This window comes from Pseudomonas sediminis, from assembly GCF_039555755.1.
Classification (GTDB): Bacteria; Pseudomonadota; Gammaproteobacteria; order Pseudomonadales; family Pseudomonadaceae; genus Aquipseudomonas; species Aquipseudomonas mendocina_D.
This window is the reverse complement of sequence record NZ_CP154631.1, coordinates 4,580,990-4,602,902: the sequence shown is the minus strand read 5'-3', so window position 1 is coordinate 4,602,902 and position 21,913 is coordinate 4,580,990. Positions and strand designations below refer to the sequence as shown.

At 64.7% G+C, this 21,913-nt stretch carries 21 protein-coding genes; 19 read left to right on the top strand and 2 right to left on the bottom strand.

The window, feature by feature from the left end; all coding sequences use genetic code 11:
* Window positions 1-18: 18 nt before the first annotated feature.
* Entirely contained in the window at window positions 19-1,956 is a 1,938-nt protein-coding gene (gene gspD, locus AAEQ75_RS21800) for a type II secretion system secretin GspD (RefSeq protein ID WP_343350469.1), read from the bottom strand.
* Window positions 1,957-1,960: 4 nt separating this feature from the next.
* On the bottom strand, window positions 1,961-2,596 hold the full coding sequence (locus AAEQ75_RS21795; RefSeq protein ID WP_343350468.1) for a type II secretion system protein N: 636 nt from the start codon (window positions 2,594-2,596) through the stop codon (window positions 1,961-1,963).
* A 243-nt stretch (window positions 2,597-2,839) separates the two neighbouring features.
* Here AAEQ75_RS21795 and gspE point away from each other — a divergent pair, with 243 nt between their 5' ends.
* The 19 genes from gspE to astB all read left to right on the top strand — a co-directional run bounded on the left by gspE (window position 2,840) and on the right by astB (window position 21,894).
* A complete protein-coding gene (gene gspE, locus AAEQ75_RS21790) occupies window positions 2,840-4,327 on the top strand; it encodes a type II secretion system ATPase GspE (protein WP_343350467.1) in 1,488 nt (495 codons plus the stop codon).
* Window positions 4,328-4,450: 123 nt separating this feature from the next.
* A complete protein-coding gene (gene xcpS, locus AAEQ75_RS21785; RefSeq protein WP_343350466.1) occupies window positions 4,451-5,668 on the top strand; it encodes a GspF family T2SS innner membrane protein variant XcpS in 1,218 nt (405 codons plus the stop codon).
* A gap of 43 nt (window positions 5,669-5,711) precedes the next feature.
* A complete protein-coding gene (gspG, locus tag AAEQ75_RS21780) occupies window positions 5,712-6,098 on the top strand; it encodes a type II secretion system major pseudopilin GspG (protein ID WP_343352465.1) in 387 nt (128 codons plus the stop codon).
* A gap of 91 nt (window positions 6,099-6,189) precedes the next feature.
* Entirely contained in the window at window positions 6,190-6,699 is a 510-nt protein-coding gene (gene gspH, locus AAEQ75_RS21775; protein ID WP_343350465.1) for a type II secretion system minor pseudopilin GspH, read from the top strand.
* Entirely contained in the window at window positions 6,696-7,082 is a 387-nt protein-coding gene (gene gspI / locus AAEQ75_RS21770) for a type II secretion system minor pseudopilin GspI (protein ID WP_343350464.1), read from the top strand. The genes gspH and gspI overlap by 4 nt, the downstream gene beginning before the upstream one ends.
* Window positions 7,079-7,747, top strand: coding sequence for a type II secretion system minor pseudopilin GspJ (gene gspJ, locus AAEQ75_RS21765; RefSeq protein ID WP_343350463.1), 669 nt, complete (start codon window positions 7,079-7,081; stop codon window positions 7,745-7,747). Before gspI ends, gspJ begins: the two co-directional genes overlap by 4 nt.
* Window positions 7,744-8,718: a type II secretion system minor pseudopilin GspK gene (gene gspK / locus AAEQ75_RS21760; protein ID WP_343350462.1), complete on the top strand. Its 975-nt coding sequence runs from the start codon at window positions 7,744-7,746 to the stop codon at window positions 8,716-8,718. The genes gspJ and gspK overlap by 4 nt, the downstream gene beginning before the upstream one ends.
* Complete coding sequence (gspL, locus tag AAEQ75_RS21755) at window positions 8,715-9,854, top strand: type II secretion system protein GspL (protein ID WP_343350460.1); 1,140 nt, start codon at window positions 8,715-8,717, stop codon at window positions 9,852-9,854. Before gspK ends, gspL begins: the two co-directional genes overlap by 4 nt.
* A 5-nt stretch (window positions 9,855-9,859) precedes the next feature.
* Window positions 9,860-10,381, top strand: a complete 522-nt coding sequence (locus tag AAEQ75_RS21750; protein ID WP_343350459.1) for a type II secretion system protein M — start codon at window positions 9,860-9,862, stop codon at window positions 10,379-10,381.
* A 546-nt stretch (window positions 10,382-10,927) separates the two neighbouring features.
* Complete coding sequence (locus AAEQ75_RS21745; RefSeq protein ID WP_099525196.1) at window positions 10,928-11,701, top strand: ABC transporter substrate-binding protein; 774 nt, start codon at window positions 10,928-10,930, stop codon at window positions 11,699-11,701.
* A gap of 178 nt (window positions 11,702-11,879) precedes the next feature.
* Window positions 11,880-12,569 carry an ABC transporter permease gene (locus tag AAEQ75_RS21740; RefSeq protein ID WP_106733825.1) on the top strand — a complete coding sequence of 230 codons (690 nt, stop codon included), beginning with the start codon at window positions 11,880-11,882 and terminating at the stop codon, window positions 12,567-12,569.
* Window positions 12,566-13,264, top strand: a complete 699-nt coding sequence (locus tag AAEQ75_RS21735; RefSeq protein ID WP_106733826.1) for an ABC transporter permease — start codon at window positions 12,566-12,568, stop codon at window positions 13,262-13,264. Before AAEQ75_RS21740 ends, AAEQ75_RS21735 begins: the two co-directional genes overlap by 4 nt.
* 28 nt (window positions 13,265-13,292) lie before the next feature.
* On the top strand, window positions 13,293-14,057 hold the full coding sequence (locus AAEQ75_RS21730) for an ABC transporter ATP-binding protein (RefSeq protein ID WP_099525199.1): 765 nt from the start codon (window positions 13,293-13,295) through the stop codon (window positions 14,055-14,057).
* A 54-nt stretch (window positions 14,058-14,111) separates the two neighbouring features.
* Window positions 14,112-15,092, top strand: a complete 981-nt coding sequence (argR, locus tag AAEQ75_RS21725) for a transcriptional regulator ArgR (protein ID WP_343350458.1) — start codon at window positions 14,112-14,114, stop codon at window positions 15,090-15,092.
* A 419-nt stretch (window positions 15,093-15,511) separates the two neighbouring features.
* Window positions 15,512-16,732, top strand: a complete 1,221-nt coding sequence (locus tag AAEQ75_RS21720; RefSeq protein WP_343350457.1) for an aspartate aminotransferase family protein — start codon at window positions 15,512-15,514, stop codon at window positions 16,730-16,732.
* A 172-nt stretch (window positions 16,733-16,904) separates the two neighbouring features.
* A complete protein-coding gene (aruF, locus tag AAEQ75_RS21715; protein ID WP_343350456.1) occupies window positions 16,905-17,921 on the top strand; it encodes an arginine/ornithine succinyltransferase subunit alpha in 1,017 nt (338 codons plus the stop codon).
* A gap of 83 nt (window positions 17,922-18,004) precedes the next feature.
* On the top strand, window positions 18,005-19,021 hold the full coding sequence (gene astA / locus AAEQ75_RS21710; RefSeq protein WP_343350455.1) for an arginine N-succinyltransferase: 1,017 nt from the start codon (window positions 18,005-18,007) through the stop codon (window positions 19,019-19,021).
* A 63-nt stretch (window positions 19,022-19,084) separates the two neighbouring features.
* The gene (gene astD, locus AAEQ75_RS21705; RefSeq protein ID WP_343350454.1) at window positions 19,085-20,548 is read left to right on the top strand and encodes a succinylglutamate-semialdehyde dehydrogenase; all 1,464 of its coding nucleotides are present in this window, start codon (window positions 19,085-19,087) and stop codon (window positions 20,546-20,548) included.
* Window positions 20,548-21,894 (top strand): N-succinylarginine dihydrolase, encoded by a 1,347-nt coding sequence (gene astB / locus AAEQ75_RS21700; protein ID WP_343350453.1) that lies wholly within the window; start codon window positions 20,548-20,550, stop codon window positions 21,892-21,894. Before astD ends, astB begins: the two co-directional genes overlap by 1 nt.
* The last annotated feature ends 19 nt before the right edge of the window (window positions 21,895-21,913 follow it).

Below are 21,913 nucleotides of genomic sequence, written 5' to 3'. Positions count from 1 at the left end.
GCACCCAGCGCCCGATCTTTACTCTCGCAAATCCACCGCCGGTGCGCCTTGGCCGTCGAACAGCTGGTCCGGGGTGCTGGGCAGGATGCTTGGACGGCCGTTGCTGCCATCGCCGAGGATGCGGATGTCGCTGTACTTCTTGCCGGACAGCGCAGCCAGGCCGGCGCCGTCACGTACCACGGTGGGCCGCAGGAACACCATCAGGTTGCGCTTGATGTGCGAGTCACGGGTCGAGCGGAACAGCCCGCCAATCAGCGGAATGTCACCGAGCAGCGGGACCTTGGAGGTGGCCTGGGTGACGTCGTCCTGAATCAGGCCACCGAGCACGATCACCTGGCCGTCGTCGGCGAGGATGGTGCTCTTGATCGAGCGCTTGTTGGTCACCAGGTCGACCGCCTGGGCGTTGAGCCCGGTGCTGGGAGCGAGGGAGGAGATTTCCTGCTCGATCTCCAGGCGCAGGGTGGCGCCTTCATTGATGTGCGGCGTGACCTTGAGGGTAACGCCGATGTCCTGGCGCTCGATGGTGGTGAAGGGGTTGCCGGCACCGGAGGCGTCGGTGGTGTAAGAGCCGGTCTGGAACGGCACGTTCTGGCCGACGAGGATTTCCGCCTTCTGGTTGTCCAGGGTCAGCAGGCTCGGCGTGGACAGCAGGTTGCTCTTGCTGTTGGCCGACAAAGCAGTGATCAGCGCGCCGAAGCGGTCGCTGCCGATGCCGATGATGGCGCCGTCGGGCAGGGTGGTGCCGTCGGGAATTTCGCCATCCTGCAGAATCTGCAGCACGGTGCCGACCGACAGGCCGGTGCCACCGAAATTCACTCCACCCAGGCCACCGGTACTGCCGCGTGCGTCTACTGCCCACTGCACGCCGACAGCATCGGTGATGTCGCCGGAAATCTCGACGATGGCCGCCTCGACCATCACCTGCGCACGCGGTACATCGAGCTGACGCACGATGTCTTCGAGAGTGGCCACCAGGTCTGGTTCGGCCAGCAGCACCAGGGCGTTGAGGCTCTCGTCGGCGCGGATGAGGATGTTCGACTGCTTGCCGGTGGTTTCGCCGTTCTGCTGGTTCTTCAGGCCTTCGGAGATTTCTCCGAGGGTTTCGGCCAGGGACTTGGCGTCGTTGTGACGCAGGCGAATCACCCGTGTGTTGGCCGAGCGGCTGGTGGGCGTATCCAGTGACCGGGCGAGGTCGGCGAGCTTGGCGCGGGCGTCCGGCGGGCCGAGCAGGATCAAGCGGTTGGTGCGCGCATCGGCCACCACCTGGGTAGCGCTGGTTCCCTTGGCCTGGCCACGGGCGATGGCGGTGTTGAGCACCTCGGCTGCGTCCATCACCCAGGCGTTCTGCAGGGTGACCACACTGAAGTCCTGCGCGCCGCTCTGGTCGAGCTGGCGCATCAGGTCTTCGATGCGGGCGATGTTGGCGCTGCGGTCGCTGATGATCAGCGCGTTGGCCGAGGTGACGGCGGCCAGGTGGCCGTATTGCGGCACCAGCGGGCGAATCAGCGGGATCAGCTCCGCCACGGGCGCGTGCTGCACCTGGATCAGGCGGGTTTCCAGGCGATCCGGCGCCGGACGGCCGGCATCGGCTTCAGCCTTGGCCTCGGCGTTGGGCACGATGCGCGCCTGGTCGCCTTGGGTCAGCACGCTGAAACCGTGGGTGGCCATGACCGAGAGGAACAGCTGGTAGACCTCGGACAGCCCCAGCGGCGTGCTCGACACCACGTTGACCTGGCCTTTCACGCGTGGGTCGACGACGAACGTCTGCCCGGTGATGCTGGCGATCTGGTCGACGAACTCGCGGATGTCCGCGCCCTTGAGGTTGATGGTCCAGCTTTCTTCCTGCTGGTTGGCGCTGGCCGGCACCTGCTGGATCTGCGCGAGCAGGGGCAGCGGTGCGGTGGCCAGGCCGGCGGCGAGGAGGGCGAGGGTCAGTCGGCTACGGAAGAAATGCATCGGTTCAGTCGCTTTCCATGGGCTGATCAGGGGGCGTTTCCACAGGCTGGGTGCCGGAGGCTTCCATCTGCTCGCGCAGCGCCTGCATGCGCTGGCGCAGTTGTTCGAGGTTGTCCTGGTCGAGTTGATCGAGCTGTTGCAGCGAGTCTGGCGCTGCAGTTTCAACCGGCGGGGTGTAGCTGTATTGGCTGCTGCTCGGGCGCGGGAACGTGAGGCTTTCGCGGCGGCCGTTGCGCACCAGCTCTACGCGGTCGGCGTAGACGGCATCCAGGCGCACGCCGTTGTCCACGTCCGCGCCTACGGCAAAACGCTGGGCGCTCTGGCCCTGACGCTGGATCATCGCGCTGGAGCGTTGCGGGTCGCTGTGCACGAAGCTGCCAAGTAACGTCAGTTGCAGGTTGGTGGCCGGCGGCGGGCCGCTGTCGGCCTGGCGTGGCGTGCCGAACAGCTGGTCGATGGGCGCCTGCGCGCGTTGTTCGGGGCTGGGCTTGCTCTGGCTGGGCGCTTGCTGCACGGGGCCGCGCACCAGGCGCAGCAGTTCGGCGCTCTGCCAGGCCAGGCTGACGCTCAGGGCGATCAGCACGAGCATGCCGATCAGGCTCGGGGCATTGTCCTTGAGCCGCTGGGAAAGGGCCGACATGGGCAAAAGCATCACTCCGGAAAACGACGTTCTAGTTCTTCTTATGTGCGGGGCGTCGCGCGCTGATCATAGCAGCCTGCACGCGCTTGGCATCCCCCAAATAGGGTGGGTGTGCTGTTCCTGGCAATGTGTTAAAGATAATCGCATAAACATACAAGAAGACCGTCCCAGAGGTGGCCCATTGGGCCAAAACGGCCAGGTTAGGCTGTAATACCGGGATAAGGTTCTGTTCTAAGGTCTCGCATGAACGCTTCGCTGCTGGAAACCCCATTGCGCCGCTTGCCCTTCAGTTTCGCCAAGCGTCATGGCCTGGTGTTCGTCATGCATGACGGGCACGCCAGTTTGGCCCATCGCGCCGACTGCGACCTGGCTGCCCTGGCCGAGGCTCAGCGTTTCGCCGGGCGCAGCCTGCCGCTGCAGGTGCTCGATACCCAGGCGTTCGCCCAGGCGCTGGGCGCTGCCTATCAGCACGACTCCGCTTCCATGCAACTGGCCGAGGATATCGGCGGCAGCTTCGACCTGGCCTCGCTGGCCGATCAGGTACCGGAAACTGAAGACCTGCTGGAGCAGGAAGACGATGCGCCTATCATTCGCCTGATCAACGCCATTCTCGGCGAAGCGATCAAGGAAAACGCCTCCGACATTCACCTGGAAACCTTCGAGAAACGTCTTGTCGTGCGCTTTCGCGTCGATGGCATCCTGCGTGAGGTGCTCGAGCCCAAGCGCGAGCTGGCCGCCTTGCTGGTGTCACGGGTCAAGGTCATGGCGCGCCTGGATATCGCCGAGAAGCGCGTGCCGCAGGACGGGCGCATCTCGCTCAAGGTCGGCGGGCGCGAGGTGGACATTCGTGTATCGACACTGCCCTCGGCCAACGGCGAGCGGGTGGTGCTGCGATTGCTCGACAAACAGGCCGGGCGCCTGTCTCTGCAGCACCTGGGCATGCGTGCCGAGGATCGTGCGCTGATGGAAGACACCGTGCGCAAGCCGCACGGCATCCTGCTGGTCACCGGCCCCACTGGTTCGGGCAAGACCACCACGCTGTACGCCAGCCTGGTCAGCCTCAACGATCACACGCGCAACATTCTTACCGTCGAAGACCCCATCGAGTACCACCTCGAAGGCATCGGCCAGACCCAGGTCAACACCAAGGTGGACATGACCTTTGCCCGGGGCCTGCGCGCCATTCTGCGCCAGGACCCGGACGTGGTGATGGTGGGCGAGATCCGTGACAAGGAAACCGCAGAGATCGCCGTACAGGCCTCGCTGACCGGCCACCTGGTGCTGTCCACGCTGCACACCAACAGCGCCATCGGCGCCATCACTCGCCTGGTGGATATGGGCGTGGAGCCGTTCCTGCTGTCGTCATCGCTGCTCGGCGTGCTGGCCCAGCGCCTGGTGCGCGTGCTGTGCCCGTCGTGCAAGGAACCCTATGCCGCCGATGCGGCCGAATGCGCGTTGCTCGGCGTGCCGGCCAGCTCGCCGCCGACGCTCTACCATGCACGCGGCTGCGCCCATTGCCATCAGCAGGGCTATCGCGGGCGTACCGGCATCTATGAGCTGGTGGTGTTCGACGAAACCATGCGCACCCTGGTGCACAGCCGCGCTTCCGAGCAGGACATGACCCGCCACGCCCGCACGCTGGGCCCGAGCATCCGTGACGATGGTCGGCGCAAGGTGTTGGAAGGGGTGACCACGGTCGAGGAAGTGCTGCGCGTGACGCGAGAAGAATGATGGCGATAGGGGCGTTGGCAATGGCTCTTGTGGGCGCGGCTGGGCGGCATGCCGTTGCAGCCGCGAGGCGGTGTACATCGCGGCTGAAGCCGCTCCTACAGGAACAACCGGAGCGATTTGTCGATGGCGGCCTTTGAATACATCGCCCTGGATGGGCGTGGCCGTCAGCAAAAGGGCGTGCTGGAGGCCGATAGCGCGCGCCAGGTACGCCAGTTGCTGCGCGATCGCCAGTTGGCGCCGCTGGAGGTCAAGGCCACGCGCAGCCGCGAGCAGGGCAGTGGCCAGGCGCGCCTGGGGTTTGCCCGCGGCCTGTCGGCGCGAGATCTGGCGCTGGTCACCCGCCAGTTGGCGACATTGATCCAGGCGGCGTTGCCGATCGAGGAAGCGCTGCGCGCAGCAGCTGCGCAATCCACCAATTCGCGTATCCAGGGCATGTTGCTGGCGGTGCGCGCTCGCGTGCTGGAGGGGCACAGCCTGGCCGGCAGCCTCAAGGAATTTCCGGCCGCTTTTCCTGAGCTGTATCGCGCCACGGTGGCGGCGGGTGAGCATGCCGGGCATCTCGGCCCGGTGCTGGAGCAGTTGGCCGATTACACCGATCAGCGCCAGCAGTCGCGGCAGAAGGTGCAGTTGGCGCTGCTTTACCCGGTGATTCTGATGTGCGCGTCGCTGCTGATCGTCGGCTTTCTGCTTGGCTACGTGGTGCCGGATGTGGTCAAGGTGTTCGTCGATTCCGGGCAGACCCTGCCGGCGCTCACGCGCGGGCTGATCGCCCTGAGTGATTGGGTCAAGGCCTGGGGGCTGGTTGCATTGGTGGCGCTGGTACTGGCGGTGATCGCCTTGCGCGCCGCGCTGCGTGACGAGGCCTTCCGCCTGCGCTGGCATCGTTTTCTGTTGCGTATCCCGCTGATAGGCCGGCTGGGTCGCGCCACCGATTGCGCGCGTTTCGCCTCGACCCTGGCCATCCTCACTCGCAGTGGCGTGCCGCTGGTGGAGGCGCTGGCGATTGCTGGTGAGGTGATCGGCAATCGGGTGATCCGTGGCGAGGTGCTGGTGGCGGCGCAGAAGGTGCGCGAGGGCGGCAGCCTGACCCGTTCGCTGGAGGCCACCGGGCAGTTCCCGCCGATGATGTTGCACATGATCGCCAGCGGCGAACGCTCCGGCGAGCTGGATCAGATGTTGGCACGTACGGCGAAGAACCAGGAAAACGACCTCAGCGCGCAGATCGCCCTGCTGGTCGGGCTGTTCGAGCCGTTCATGCTGGTCTTCATGGGGGCAGTGGTGCTGGTGATCGTGCTGGCCATCCTGTTGCCGATTCTTTCTTTGAACCAAATGGTGGGGTAATTAGGTGATACGCAGACAAGCAGGTTTCACGCTCATCGAAATCATGGTCGTGGTGGTGATTCTGGGCATTCTGGCAGCGCTGGTGGTGCCGCAGGTGATGAGCCGGCCGGATCAGGCCAAGGTCACCGCCGCGCAGAACGACATCCGGGCCATCGGTGCGGCGCTGGATATGTACAAGCTCGACAACCACAACTACCCCAGCACTCAGCAGGGCCTGGAAGCGCTGGTGAGCAAGCCGAGCGGCAACCCGCCGGCGAAGAACTGGAACAAGGACGGCTACCTCAAGCGCCTGCCCATCGATCCGTGGGGCAACCCTTACCAATACCTTGCACCTGGTACCAAGGGCGCATTCGACCTGTATTCGCTTGGCGCGGACGGCAAGCAGGGCGGCAGCGACCTGAACGCCGATATCGGCAACTGGGATATCTGACTCGACCATGCCGCCGTTCGCCTGTAGGAGCGAGCTCTGCTCGCGAAGCGTTCGACATCGTCCATGTTCGCGAGCAGAGCTCGCTCCTACATTGAAGGCGCAACGCGGCTTCACCCTTATCGAACTGCTGGTGGTGCTGGTCATACTCGGCAGCCTGATCGGCCTGGCTGTATTCAGCACCGGCATCGCCGGGCCGGGGCGCGAGCTGCGCAGCGAGGCCGAACGCCTCAGTGGCCTGATCGGCGTGCTGCTCGACGAGGCGGTGCTGGACAACCGCGAGTACGGCTTGAGCTTCACCCGTGAAGGCTATCGAGTCCTGCGCTATGACCCGCAGCGCGCCGAGTGGCAGGCGCTGGATCGTCAGGTTCATCGCCTGCCGGAGTGGGCCGAGCTGGCCTTTGAAGTGGAGGGCGAGGCCCTGAGCCTGACGACCGAGGCTGGTGCTGATACGCCGCAGTTGCTGATTCTCTCAAGCGGCGAGCTGACGCCGTTTCGCCTGCGCCTGGCCGAGCGCCGCCGCGACGGCCTGCGCCTGCAATTGTCCAGTGATGGCTTCGGCCTGCCGCGTGTCGAGGAGTTGGGTGCGGGGCGTGCCGGATGAAGGGCGCGCGCGGTTTTACGCTGCTCGAGGTGATGGTGGCACTGGCGATCTTTGCCCTGGTCGCCGCCAGTGTGCTGACCGCCAGTGCACGTAGCGTGCGTACCGCCAGCCAGCTGGAAGACAAGACCCTGGCCATGTGGGTGGCCGATAACCGCATGGCGGAATTGCAACTGGCCGAGACCCCGCCCGCCGATGGCCGCGACCAGGGCCAGGTGGAGTTCGCTGGGCGCCGTTGGTCTTGGCAGAGCGAAATCCAGGCCACCAGCGAGCCTGCCATGCGCCGTGTGACGCTGTGGGTCGCCGCCGAAGAGCGCGGCGCCAGTGGCGATCTGCGTGAGCGCGCGCAGGTCACGCTCAGCGGTTTTCTGGGGGCGCCGCAGTGAATCGTCCGCAGCGCGGCTTCACCCTGCTGGAGCTGCTGATCGCCATCGCCATCTTCGCCCTGCTGGGGTTGGCCACCTACCGCATGCTCGACAGCGTGCTCAGCGCCGATGCCGTTACCCGCGAGCACGAACGCCAGTTGCGCGAGCTGACCCGTGCCCTGTCTGCCTTCGAGCGCGACCTGCGCCAGGTGACGGTGCGGCCGATTCGCGATGGTTTCGGCGATGCTCAGCCAGCGCTGCACAGCGACCTGACCGATGCCACGGCGCTGGAGCTGACCCGCGCTGGCTGGCGCAATCCGCTGGGCCAACCGCGAGCGGAGGTGCAGCGAGTGCGCTGGCAGCTCAGTGGCGAGCAATGGCAGCGCCGTTATTGGCGTGTGCTGGACCGCGCGCAGGACAGCGCACCGCAAATCCAGCAGGCACTCGATGGCGTCGAATCGCTGAGCTTGCGCTATCTGGACAAGGACGGGCAGTGGCAGCCCGACTGGCCGCCGGCCAATGCCTCTGGCGATGGCCTGCTCACCGACTTGCCGCGCGCCATCGAGCTGCGCCTGCAGCATCGCCGTTATGGCGAATTGCGTCGCCTGCTGCGCTTGCCGGATTTGCCGGCAGAGAACCGTGCTGGCGGGTCGCCGGACGAGCCGAATGAGGTGCCGCAGACATGAGGCGGCAGAGTGGGGTGGCGCTTATTACCGTGCTGCTGGTGGTCGCCGTGGTGACGGTGGTCTGCGCTGGTTTGATCGCTCGTCAGCAGCTGTCGATCCGCAGCAGCGCCAACCAGTTGCACGTGACCCAAGCCTGGCACTACGCACTGGGCGGCGAGACCCTGGCCAAGGCGATTCTCGAACGCGATCTGCGTCAGGGTGATCCGCGCCAGCCGGTGGATCATCCGCTGGAGCCCTGGGCCCGGCCACTGGCGCCGTTCCCGCTGGATGAGGGTGGCGAGCTGCGTGTGCGTATCGTCGACCCCAGCGGTCGTTTCAATCTCAATAGCCTGGTGCGCCAGGGCCGACCCAACGAGCTGGCGGTGCTGCGTTTGCGTCGCCTGCTGCTGCGCCTGGGAATCGACAAACCTTATGCCGAGCGCCTGCTGGACTGGCTCGATAGCGACAGCGAACTGCAGGGCGGCAATGGCGCGGAGGATGGCCAGTACCTGTTGGCGACACCACCTTACCGCACTGCCAATCGCGAGATCACTGATGTGTCCGAACTGCGCCTGCTGCTGGAGATGGAGGAGGCCGACTACCGCCGCCTGCGACCCTTCGTCAGCGCGCTGCCGAGCGAGGCGCTGCTCAATGTCAACACGGCCAGTGCGATGGTGCTCTCCAGTCTGTCCGACGGCTTGAGCCCGGATGCGGCCGTGTCGCTGATTGCCGGGCGCGGCGCCGAAGGCTATCCCAGCGCTGCGGCCTTCGCTGCCCAGCCTGCGCTTGCTGGCCTGGGTGAGCAGGTGGTGCAGGGGCTGGCGGTCGGCAGCCAGTATTTCGAGGTGTTCAGCGAAGTGAGCCTGGGTGAACGCCGGGTGGTATTGCGCAGCCTGTTGCAGCGCAGCAATGATGGCCAGGTCAGTGTCCTGGCGCGTGATCTGGGGCAGGGCGGTATGCCGCCACGTCCTATTGAGGAAGAACAAGAATGAACTCGACATGGATATTCCTGCCGCCCGAGGCGTGCCACGACCTGTCAGCGGACCTGCCCGTCATGCGCGTTACGGCAGATGACAGTCGCGCCTTGAGCCTGGCCGAGGCACTGGCCGATCTGCCGGCACACTGGGAGCTGGTGCTGCCGGTTGAGGCGGTCACCGCGTGCGCCGTGCAATTGCCGACGCAGAAGGCGCGCTGGATGCGCCAGGCGCTGCCGTTCGCGGTGGAGGAGCTACTGGCCGAGGATGTCGAACTGATGCATCTGGCCCTGGGTGAGCAACTGGCCGATGGCCGTCACCGTGTCTACGCGCTGCGCGCCAGCTGGTTACGCGAGTGTCTGGCGCTGTTCGCGGCGCAGCCGCCGCAGGCGATCCGGGTCGATGCCGATCTGTTGCCGCCCCAGGGCAGTCAACTGCTCTGGCTGCACTCGCGGTGGCTGCTCGGTGGCGAGGCGCCTTGGCGTCTGGCCTTGCAGCGCGAGGATTGGCCGGTGCTGGCAGGGCGCTGCCCCACGCCGCATATCGCCAGTGCGCCGACGGGGCAGGCGCTGCCCGAATCGGTCGATGAAGTGCACCTGTTGGAAGATGCGCATCAGTGGCTGGTGCGTCAGCACGCGAGTGTCGACTTCGCGCAAGGGGAGTTCGCCCTGCGCCAGAGCGGTGACGGCTGGCTGCGTTGGCGGCCGCTGGCCGGGGTGCTGGCGCTGTGTCTTGTGTTGCAGTGGGGCTTCAATCTCGCGCAGGGCTGGTACTTGCAGCGTGAGGCCGATGCCTATGCCGCGTCCAGCGAGGCGCTGTACCGCGAGCTGTTTCCGCAGGACAGCAAGCTGATCAATCTCCGCGCGCAGTTCGATCAGCATCTGGCGCAGTCTTCGGGCAGCGCCAGCCCGGTGCTCGGCCTGCTGGCCGAGGTGGCAGCGGCGCTACATGCCGAGGGCGCGCCGCAGGTACAGGTCAATCAGCTCGACTACAGCGCGACCCGTACCGATATGTCGCTGCAGTTGCAGGCACCGGGCTTCGCCGAGCTGGAGCGTTTGCGTGAGCGCCTGGAGGCGGCAGGATTGTCGGTGCAAATGGGTTCGGCCAGCCGCGAGGCCGAAGGCGTCAGCGCGCGCGTGGTAATAGGAGGATGAGCAGCATGTCGAGAACAGGGTTGAGCGAGAGTCTGCAACTGCACTGGCAGCGTTCGCCGCTGGCGCAACGCTGGCAGGCGCTGCCGGCGCGTGATCGCCTGGCGCTGGCGGCGCTGAGCGTCTTCCTGCTGCTGGTGGTGTTCTACCTGGCGTTGTGGCAACCGGCGCAGCGCCATGCCCAGGCCGCGCGCGCCACGTTCGAGGAGCAGCGCGCGCTTTATACCTATCTGCAAAGCCGTGCGCCGCAGGTGCAGGGGCGTGACCTGCAGCCGCGCGCCAGCCTCGACCCGGCGCGCCTGCAGGGCGTGGTCACGGCGAGTGCGGCGCAGCAGGGGCTGGTGATCGAGCGCCTGGATACCGAGGGTTTTGGTGCGGTGCAGGTCAACCTGCAGCCGGTGGCGTTCGCTCAGTTGCTGCGCTGGATTCAGGCGCTGGAAGAGCAGGGCGTGCGCGTCGAGGAAGCCGGGCTGGACCGCGCCGAGGAAAACCGCGTGATAGCGCGGCTTGGCTTGCGTGTGGGTGAGTGACTCGTGCGCTATTGATCGTCACTCCCGCGAAGGCGGGAGCCCAGGTGTTGCGTAACGCCTGGTTTCCCGCCTTCGCGGGAATGACGGCTACTCCAGTGCGTGGTCGTGTACCGATGCGCACCCTACGGTTTGCATAGCGCCACGGTAACAGCGCGCACCCGATTGGGCGGTTAGGGAACGTTGGTGCGCCGATACGGTGCCATTTACAACGCTGAATGACACGCGAAAGCGGCGTTAAAGCCCATGAAACGGGCTTTTGCTGATTGATGGCCTGAGTATTGCTGTAGATATCCGTTTACCCTTTTCTGCTTGATCACTCCTTTTGCGGGCTGTCAATATCTGCGCCCGGCGCTTCTGGTGCTTCTGTAATTAGTTGTCGCATTGAGGAAATATCGCCTCATTGCCTGCCGCTAGAATGCCGCACACCCAGCCAAGGCCCCTTTGTCGCTTGTCCACCACGACAGCGCAGCACCGCCTTCTACAATCCATAAAAGGCCCGGGCCCCTCACTGCCATCGATGTCATACCCAATTCGAAGGAGCAAAGAATGAAGAAGATCGCACTGCTTGGCGCCCTGGCGCTGTCCCTGATGTCGCCCTTGGCCATGGCCGAGAAGCCGCTGCGCATTGGCATCGAGGCGGCCTACCCGCCCTTCGCATTCAAGACTCCCGATGGTCAGATTTCCGGCTTCGACTACGACATCGGCAACGCCCTGTGCGAAGAGATGAAGGTCGAGTGCAAGTGGATCGAGCAGGAGTTCGACGGTCTGATCCCGGCCCTGAAAGTGCGCAAGTTCGACGCCGTGCTGTCGTCCATGTCGATCACCGAAGACCGCAAGAAGTCCGTGGACTTCACCGGCAAGTACTACGCCACCCCCGCCAAGCTGGCGATGAAAGCCGGTACCGAGATCAAGGACCCGCTGGTCGACCTGAAAGGCAAGAAGATCGGCGTGCAGCGTTCGTCCGTGTATGACCGTTACGCCACCGACATCTTCGCTCCGGCCGGCGCCGAGATCGTCCGTTACAGCTCGCAGAACGAAGTGTTCCTGGACATGCAGTCCGGCCGTCTGGACGCCACCCTGGCTGACTCGGTGAACATCGACGACGGTTTCCTCAAGACCGACGCTGGCAAGGGCTTCGCATTCGCCGGCCCGGACTTCACCGAGGTGAAGTACTTCGGCGAAGGTCAGGGCATTGCCGTGCGCAAGGGTGACCAGGCGCTGGCCGACAAGATCAGTGCTGCCATCCTGGCCATCCGCGCCAACGGCAAGTACAAGGAAGTGCAGGACAAGTACTTCGACTTCGACGTTTACGGCGAGTAAGCGTCCCAGGCAAAAAAAGTGGCACAACCTGAAAAGGGTTGGTGCCACTTTTTTCTTGGTTCTGCGGAGTTGGTTCTTGCTGGCTTTGGCTGAATGCCAACCGTGCGACCCGTCGCGTGAGCGACATGAATTTTCTTTGTGCTAGGCGGCGCCTGGGGTGCCTGAGAGGTATTAGCGCATGCTTCAAGGCTACGGCTCGACCATTCTCGATGGTGCCTGGCTCACTCTGCTTCTGGCGCTGACGTCGATGGCAGTGGCGATCTTCCTCGGCCTGCTGGGTGCGGCCTTTCGCTTGTCACCGGTGCGTTGGCTGGCGGCGTTGGGCGATACCTATGCCACGGTGATTCGCGGCATCCCCGATCTGGTGCTGATTCTGCTGATCTTCTACGGCGGCCAGGACATGGTGAACCGCATCGCGCCCATGGTCGGCTATGACGATTACATCGACATCAACCCCTTCGTCGCCGGCGTGTTCACCATGGGCTTCATCTTCGGGGCCTACCTGTCGGAGACCTTCCGTGGCGCCTTCATGGCGATCCCCAAGGGGCAGGCGGAAGCCGGCGCGGCCTATGGCATGAGCGGGATGCAGGTGTTCTTCCGCATTCTCGTGCCGCAGATGATCCGTTTCGCCATTCCCGGTTTCACCAACAACTGGCTGGTGCTGACCAAGGCCACCGCGCTGATTTCCGTGGTCGGCCTGCAGGACATGATGTTCAAGGCCAAGAGCGCGGCTGACGCGACGCGTGAGCCGTTCACCTTCTACCTGGCGGTAGCGGGGCTGTACCTGGTGCTGACCAGCGTGTCCCTGCTGGCGTTGCGGTTCCTCGAGAAACGCTACTCGGTAGGTACCAAGGCGGCTGACCTATGATCTTCGACTATCAAATGATCTGGGAGAACCTGCCGCTGTACTGGGGCGGCGTGCTGGTCACCGTGAAAATCCTGCTGATCTCCCTGGCGGTCGGCCTCAGCCTGGCGCTGCCGTTGGCGCTGATGCGGGTGTCGAAATCGCCCTGGGTCAACTTCCCGGCCTGGCTCTACACCTACGTGATTCGCGGCACGCCGATGCTGGTACAGCTGTTTCTGATCTATTACGGCCTGGCTCAGTTCGAGTTCATCCGTGACAGCTTCATGTGGCCGTATTTCTCCAGCGCCACCTTCTGCGCCTGCCTGGCGTTTGCCATCAATACTAGCGCCTACACGGCGGAAATCCTCGCCGGCAGCCTCAAGGCCACGCCGCCGGGTGAGATCGAGGCGGCCAAGGCCATGGGCATGTCGCGAGCCAAGCTGTACCGGCGCATCCTGCTGCCGTCGGCGCTGCGCCGTGCGCTGCCGCAGTACAGCAACGAAGTGATCATGATGCTGCACACCACGTCGCTGGCGTCGATCGTGACCCTGATCGACATCACTGGCGCGGCGCGTACCGTCAGTTCGCAGTACTACATGCCGTTCGAAGCCTTCATCACCGCCGGCCTGTTCTACTTGGCGCTGACCTTCATCCTGGTGCGCCTGTTCAAGCTGGCCGAACGTCGCTGGTTGGCCTACATGGCCCCGCGCAAGGGCTGATGCCATGACGATTCAAGAGAACCCGAACATGTACAAACTCGAAGTTCAGGACCTGCACAAGCGCTACGGCAGCCATGAGGTGATCAAGGGCGTGTCGATGGCAGCCAAGGCGGGCGACGTGATCAGCATCATCGGCTCCAGCGGCTCGGGCAAGAGTACCTTCCTGCGCTGCCTGAACCTGCTCGAACAGCCGCATGCCGGCAAGATTCTGCTTAACAACGAAGAGCTGAAGCTGGTGCCGGCCAAGGATGGTTCGCTGCGTGCCGCCGACGCCAAGCAACTGCAGCGCATGCGCTCGCGCCTGGCCATGGTGTTCCAGCACTTCAACCTGTGGTCGCACATGAGCGCCCTGGAAAACGTCATGGAAGCGCCGGTGCATGTGCTCGGCGTGAGCAAGGCCGAGGCCCGCGACAAGGCCGAGCACTACCTGGCCAAGGTCGGTGTGGCGCACCGCAAGGATGCCTACCCGGCGCACATGAGCGGTGGTGAGCAGCAGCGCGTGGCCATCGCCCGTGCCCTGGCCATGGAGCCGGAGGTGATGCTGTTCGACGAGCCGACTTCGGCGCTCGACCCGGAACTGGTCGGCGAAGTGCTCAAGGTGATGCAGGACCTGGCCACCGAAGGTCGCACCATGGTGGTGGTGACCCACGAAATGGGTTTTGCCCGCGAGGTGTCGAACCAGCTGGTATTCCTGCACAAGGGGCTGGTTGAAGAGCGCGGTTGCCCGAAGGAAGTGCTGGCCAATCCGCAATCCGAACGACTGCAGCAGTTTCTTTCCGGCAGTCTCAAATAATAAGAAGCTAGACTGCGCACTGAACCGGTGCACAGCGGACCTGAACAGACACTAATGACGCCTCATCGAATCGGCTTTTTGTATTGGCCTGGCACCAAAGCCCTGACCTTGTCTCTGGCGGAGGAAGCCCTGCGTGTTGCCCAGCGCGTGCATCCGGACGTGGTGTACGAGCTGGTGTTCCTCCAGGCCGAGCCGCTGGCTGCGGGTGACTGGCGTCTGCCGGGCGAGCCCTGGGCCGGGCATCTGGAAGGGTTGGACAAGCTGTTTCTGCTCGCCGATACGCCGCCGGCGCAGGTGTCCGCGGGCCTGGCGGCGGCGCTCAAGCAGCAGGTGCGCAGCGGTTGCGTGATCGGCGGGCTGTCTGCCGGGGTCTATCCGCTGGCTCAGCTCGGTTTGCTCGATGGTTATCGTGCGGCAGTGCACTGGCGCTGGCAGGACGATTTCTCCGAGCGTTTCCCCAAGGTCATCGCCACCAGCCATCTGTTCGACTGGGATCGCGATCGCCTGACCGCCTGTGGTGGCTTGGCCGTGCTCGATCTGCTGCTGGCAGTGCTGGCGCGCGATCACGGTGCCGAGCTGGCCGGTGCGGTGAGCGAGGAACTGGTGGTCGAGCGCATTCGCGAGGGTGGTGAGCGTCAGCGTATTCCGCTGCAGAATCGCCTCGGCTCCAGCCATCCCAAGCTGACCCAGGCCGTGCTGCTGATGGAAGCCAACATCGAGGAGCCGCTGACCACCGACGAGATTGCCCAGCATGTGTGTGTGTCGCGTCGTCAGCTCGAGCGCATCTTCAAACAGTACCTCAATCGCGTGCCCAGCCAGTATTACCTGGAGTTGCGCTTGAGCAAGGCGCGCCAGCTGCTGATGCAGACCAGCAAGTCGATCATCCAAATCGGCCTGTCCTGCGGATTTTCCTCGGGGCCGCATTTCTCCAGTGCCTACCGCAACTTCTTCGGCGCCACGCCGCGCGATGATCGCAACCAGCGTCGCAGCAACAGCCCCTTCGAGCTGACGTCGACGCCGGTCGAGCGGGGCTGAGGCGGCGTCTTCTACAAGCTTGTCTCCCCTCTCCCGCTTGCGGGAGAGGGGCGGGGGAGAGGGGCTGTCCGACACTCCGAGTTGCCTGAGCCACCCTCTCCCCAGCCCTCTCCCATAAATGGGAGAGGGAGTAGGTCGTGCATGGTTACGCAAGCAGGACTTTCGATACCGGCCAGTCAGCCTGCGGAGATTTTTTCTGGCAGCGTGCTCCAAGCGGCGATCTGCGATTAAACTGCGCCTTTCCGACGCTTTCTGTCGCTTGGACGAAAACCCGCGGAAAACCTGGGGTGGCGCTGTAAGAAGTTGTCGCATGGCGACAATGCCGGCCCCGATTCAGTCCCTACAATCCTTGCATTCCCTGTCGTTTCGGGCGCTTTGCCGCCTGCCAGCGGCCGGTATTTCTCATCAGGAGAGCTTTGATGTCCGTTCAGCACGATGCGGTGCAACGCGCCGATTTCGATCAGTTCATGGTCCCCAACTACGCCCCAGCTGCCTTCGTACCCGTGCGCGGCCTGGGTTCGCGAGTCTGGGATCAGAGCGGTCGAGAGCTGATCGACTTCGCTGGCGGCATCGCCGTCAACGTGCTTGGCCATTGCCACCCGGCGCTGGTCGCGGCGCTGACCGAGCAGGCCCATACCCTGTGGCACATCTCCAACGTGTTCACCAACGAGCCGACCCTGCGTCTGGGCAAGAAGCTGGTCGAAGCGACCTTCGCCGAGCGCGTGTTCTTCTGCAACTCCGGCGCCGAGGCCAACGAGGCTGCGTTCAAGCTGGCGCGGCGTGTCGCTCATGACCGTTTCGGGCCGGAGAAGCACGAGATCATCGCGGCGACCAACAGTTTCCACGGTCGTACCCTGTTCACCGTCAGCGTCGGTGGCCAGCCGAAGTACTCCGACGGTTTCGGGCCGAAGATCCAGGGCATCACCCATGTGCCGTACAACGATCTGGAGGCGTTGAAAGCCGCCATCTCCGACAAGACCTGCGCGGTGGTGCTGGAGCCGATCCAGGGTGAGGGCGGCGTGCTGCCGGCGGACAAGGCTTATCTGGAAGGTGCCCGCGAACTGTGCAACGCGCACAACGCGCTGCTGGTATTCGATGAAGTGCAGAGCGGTATGGGCCGCACTGGCGAGCTGTTCGCCTACATGAATTACGGCGTGGTGCCGGACATTCTCTCCAGCGCCAAGAGCCTGGGCGGTGGCTTCCCCATCGCGGCGATGCTCACCACCACCGATCTGGCCAAGCATTTCTCGCCCGGCACCCACGGCACCACCTACGGTGGTAACCCGCTGGCCTGTGCTGTTGGTGAGGCAGTGCTGGACATCGTCAACACCCGTCAGACGCTGGACGGCGTCAAGGCCAAGAGCGAACAGTTCAAGACCCGTCTGCTGGCGCTGGGCAAACAGTACGGCCTGTTCGAGCAGGTGCGCGGCATGGGGCTTCTCCTTGGTTGCGTGTTGAATGACGCGTGGCAGGGCAAGGCCAAGCAGGTGCTCGATGCCGCCACAGCCGAAGGCCTGATGATTCTGCAGGCCGGTCCGGACGTGGTGCGCTTCGCCCCGAGCCTGGTGGTCGAAGATGCCGATATCGAAGAAGGCCTGGCCCGTTTCGAGCGTGCGCTGAGCAAACTGACGGCAGCCTGAGTCTTCGCTGACTTGCTGTGGGTGGAGCTTTAGCCGCGACAATCGCGGCTGCGACGGCATGGATGCAGGAGCTAGAGCGAAGCAGGATGCCAGAGCCGAAGCACCTCCCACGGTTGTCCGCCTGACCCTGGCTGCGAGTCCTATAGATCCCGTGTTTTAGAAGGAGTGACCCATGCTGGTGATGCGCCCTGCGCAAATGGCGGACCTGGCGGATGTGCAGCGACTGGCTGCTGACAGCCCGGTGGGTGTCACTTCCTTGCCGGACGATGCAGGCCGGTTGGGCGACAAGATCGCCGCCTCGGATGCGTCGTTCGCCGCCGAAGTCAGTTTCAATGGCGAGGAGAGCTACTTCTTCGTCCTCGAGGACACCGAGAGCGGCCGCCTGGTCGGCTGTTCCGGCATCGTTGCCTCGGCGGGCTACTCCGAACCCTTCTACAGCTTTCGCAACGAAACCTTCGTGCACAACTCGCGCGAGCTGAAGATCCACAACAAGATCCACGTGCTGTCGCTGTGTCACGACCTGACCGGCAACAGCCTGCTCACCAGCTTCTACGTCGAGCGCCCGCTGGTCAGCAGCGTGTACGCCGAGCTCAATTCGCGCGGGCGCCTGCTGTTCATGGCGGGGCACCCGGAGCGCTTCGCCGATGCCGTGGTGGTGGAGATCGTCGGCCACAGCGACGAGAACGGTGATTCGCCGTTCTGGGACGCGCTGGGGCGCAATTTCTTCGACATGACCTACGCCGAGGCCGAGCGCCTGTGCGGCCTCAAAAGCCGCACCTTTCTCGCCGAGCTGATGCCGCATTATCCGATCTATGTGCCGCTGCTCTCGGACGAGGCGCAGGAGGCCATGGGCCAGGTGCATCCGCGTGCGCAGATCACCTTCGACATCCTCATGCGCGAAGGCTTCGAGACCGACCATTACATCGACATCTTCGACGGTGGCCCGACCCTGCATGCGCGCACGTCGGGCATTCGCAGCATCGCGCAGAGCCGCCTGGTGCCGGTGAAGATCGGCGACGCCGAGGCCGGTGGCCGCCAGTATCTGGTCAGCAATGGCCAACTGCAGGACTTCCGCGCCATCGTCGCCGACCTCGACTGGGTGCCGGGCAAGCCCGTGGTGCTCAGTGTGCAGGCGGCCGAGGTGCTGGGGGTTGGGGAAGGTGCCAGCGTCAGGTTGGTCGCTGTTTAACAGGCTCTGCTCCGGCTGGAGCGGGCGCCCCTTCGAGGGCGGATGAGAGTGCCGACGGTACTCTTGAGGAATCTGGAGGATTTATGATCGTTCGTCCCGTGCGCAGCGCCGACTTGCCGGCCCTGATCGACCTGGCTCGCAGTACCGGCGCCGGCCTGACCACGCTGCCGGCCAACGAGGAGCGCCTGGCGCATCGGGTCGGCTGGGCGGAGAAGGCCTTTCGCGGCGAGGCCGAACGTGCCGATGCCGACTACCTGTTCGTACTCGAAGACGATGCCGGCAAGGTGGTGGGCATTTCTGCGGTGGCCGGTGCTGTCGGCCTGCGTGAGCCTTGGTACAACTACCGCGTCGGCCTCACGGTCAGTGCTTCGCAGGAGCTGAACATCCATCGCCAGGTGCCGACGCTGTTCATGGCCAACGACCTGACCGGCAATTCCGAGTTGTGCTCGCTGTTCCTGCATGCCGATCACCGCAGCGGCCTCAACGGCCGCCTGCTGTCGAAGGCGCGCTTTCTGTTCATCGCCGAGTTTCGCGAGCTGTTCGGCGACAAGGTGATCGCCGAGATGCGCGGCATGTCCGATGACCGCGGGCGTTCGCCGTTCTGGGAAAGTCTTGGTCGGCATTTCTTCAAGATGGAGTTCTCCCAGGCGGACTACCTCACCGGCGTTGGCAACAAGGCTTTCATCGCCGAGCTGATGCCCAAGTTTCCGCTCTATACCTGCTTCCTGTCCGAAGATGCGTGCGCCGTGATCGGTCGGGTACATCCGGATACCGAGCCGGCGCTGGCCATGCTCAAGGCCGAGGGCTTCAGCTACCAGGGCTATGTCGACATCTTCGATGCCGGCCCGGCTATCGAGGCAGAAACCGCGAAGATCCGCGCCGTGCACGGCAGCCAGAACCTGGTGCTGGCCATCGGCACGCCAGGCGATGACGCCGAGCCTTTCCTGATACACAACCGCAAGCGCCAGGATTGCCGCATCACCGCTGCGCCTGCACGCCTGGCTGCCGGCACCCTGGTGGTCGATCCGCTGACCGCCAAGCGTCTGCGCCTTTCCGCGGGTGATCAGGTGCGTGCTGTGACGCTGTCGGCGCACCGCTGAGTTATTGGTTTTGCGCGGCGGCCCAAGCCGGCCGCCGGAAAATGCTGGGAGTGGTAAAACAAGATGAACACTCATTACATTGCAGGTCAGTGGCAGCCCGGTCAGGGCGAGTCGCTGCAATCGCTCGACCCGGTCAGCCAGGCCGTGCTGTGGCAGGGTCAGGGCGCCACGGCGGCGCAGGTCGATGCCGCCGTTAGCGCTGCACGGGGCGCGTTCTCGCTGTGGGCCGCGCACTCGCTGGACGGCCGCATCGCCGTGCTGGAGCGCTTCGCCGCCTGTTTGAAGTCACGCGCCGACGAAGTCGCCCGAGCGATTGGTGAGGAGACCGGCAAGCCGCTGTGGGAAGCCGCCACCGAAGTGAACAGCATGGTGGGCAAGGTCGCCATTTCCATTCAGAGCTACTGTGAGCGCACTGGCGAGAAGAGCGGCCCGCTGGGCGACGCCACCGCGGTGTTGCGGCATAAGCCACATGGGGTGGTGGCGGTGTTCGGTCCCTACAACTTCCCGGGTCACCTGCCCAATGGGCATATCGTGCCGGCGCTGCTGGCCGGTAACTGCGTGCTGTTCAAGCCCAGCGAGCTGGCGCCGAAGGTGGCCGAGCTGACCGTGCAATGCTGGATCGAGGCCGGGCTGCCCGAGGGTGTGCTCAACCTGTTACAGGGTGGTCGCGAAACCGGTGTTGCCCTGGCTGGCCACCCCGGTATCGACGGGCTGTTCTTCACCGGCTCCAGCCGCACCGGCAATCTGCTGCACGCCCAGTTCGCCGGGCGCCCGGACAAGATCCTGGCGCTGGAGATGGGCGGCAACAACCCACTGATCGTCGATCAGGTCACGGATGTCGATGCAGCGGTCTACACCATCGTCCAGTCCGCGTTCATCTCTGCCGGCCAGCGCTGCACCTGCGCGCGCCGTCTGCTGGTGCCGCAAGGGGAGTGGGGCGATGCGCTGCTGGCGCGCCTGGTGCAGGTCGTCGGGCAGATCAAGGTCGGTCGCTTCGACGAGCAGCCGGCGCCGTTCATGGGTTCGGTGATATCCCTGCAGGCCGCCGCACAACTGATGCAGGCGCAGCAGCACCTGCTGGCGGGCGGCGCCACGGCATTGCTGGCGATGACCCAGCCACAAGCCGATGCCGCACTGCTGACGCCCGGCATCCTCGATGTCACGGCCGTGAGCGACCGTCCTGACGAAGAACTCTTCGGCCCGCTGTTGCAGGTGATCCGCTACGACAGCTTCGAATCGGCCATCGCCGAGGCCAATGCCACGGCTTATGGTTTGGCCGCTGGCCTGCTGTCCGACTCGCGTGCACGCTTCGAGCAGTTCTGGCTGCATAGCCGCGCCGGCATCGTCAACTGGAACAAGCAGCTCACCGGTGCCGCCAGCACCGCGCCGTTCGGTGGTATCGGGGCGTCGGGCAACCACCGAGCCAGTGCCTACTACGCGGCAGATTACTGCGCCTACCCGGTGGCCGGGCTGGAAAGCGACAGCCTGAGCCTGCCCGCGACCCTGACTCCGGGAGTGACCCTGTAATGGCTGCCTATGAGATGAACTTTGACGGCCTGGTCGGGCCGACTCACAACTACGGCGGGCTGTCCTACGGCAACGTGGCTTCGCAGAGCAACAGTCAGGCGGCATCCAACCCCAAGGAGGCTGCCAAGCAGGGCCTGGCGAAGATGAAGGCGCTGATGGACATGGGCTTCAAGCAGGGCGTACTGGCCCCGCAGGAGCGTCCGGATGTCGCGGCGTTACGCCGCCTGGGCTTTACCGGCAGCGATGTCGAGGTGATCCAGCGTGCGGCACGCGAGGCCATGCCACTGCTGGTGGCGAGCTGCTCGGCCTCGAGCATGTGGACGGCCAATGCCTGCACCGTCAGCCCTAGTGCCGACACGGCGGACGGGCGCGTGCACTTCACCGCGGCCAACCTCAACTGCAAGTTCCACCGTAGCATCGAGCACCCGACCACCAGTCGCGTGCTGCAGGCGATGTTCGCCAACCCGGCGCACTTCGCTCACCACCCGGCGCTGCCGGCAGTGGCGCAGTTCGGTGACGAGGGCGCAGCCAACCACACGCGCTTCTGCAAGGGTTATGGCGACGCCGGGGTGGAGTTCTTCGTCTACGGGCGCAGCGCCTTCGACGCTCGCTATCCGGCGCCGGCGCGCTATCCGGCGCGACAGACCCTTGAGGCCAGCCAGGCGGTGGCCCGTCTGCATGGGCTAAGCGAGGCGGGTGTGGTCTACGCCCAGCAGAATCCGGCGGTGATCGATCAGGGCGTGTTCCACAATGACGTGATCGCCGTGGGTAACGGCGAGGTGCTGTTCTATCACCAGGATGCTTTCCTCGAAACAGACAAGGTGCTGGCCGAGCTGGGCGACAAGCTGGCTCGTCGTGGCGGCAACTTCCAGGCCGTATGCGTGCCTGGTTCTGCCGTCAGCGTGCAGGACGCGGTGCGCTCCTACCTGTTCAACAGTCAACTGCTGAGCCGTGCCGACGGCAGCATGCTGCTGGTGGTGCCGGAGGAATGCCGGAACAATGCCAGCGTCTGGCGCTATCTGCAGCAGCTGACGGCCAGCGGCGGGCCGATCCGCGAGGTGCGCGTGTTCGACCTCAAGCAGAGCATGCAGAATGGCGGTGGCCCGGCGTGCCTGCGCCTGCGCGTGGCGCTCAACGAGCAGGAACTGGCAGCGGTCAATCCTGGCGTGGTGATGAGCGACGCGCTGCACGATACCCTGGTGGCCTGGGTCGACAAGCATTACCGCGACCGCTTGAGCGAAGCCGACCTGGCCGACCCGCAATTGCTGACCGAATGCCGTGCGGCATTGGATGAACTGACGCAGATCCTTAAACTGGGCTCGGTCTATCCTTTTCAGATAGCCTGAACCTGACCTCGATTCCCGG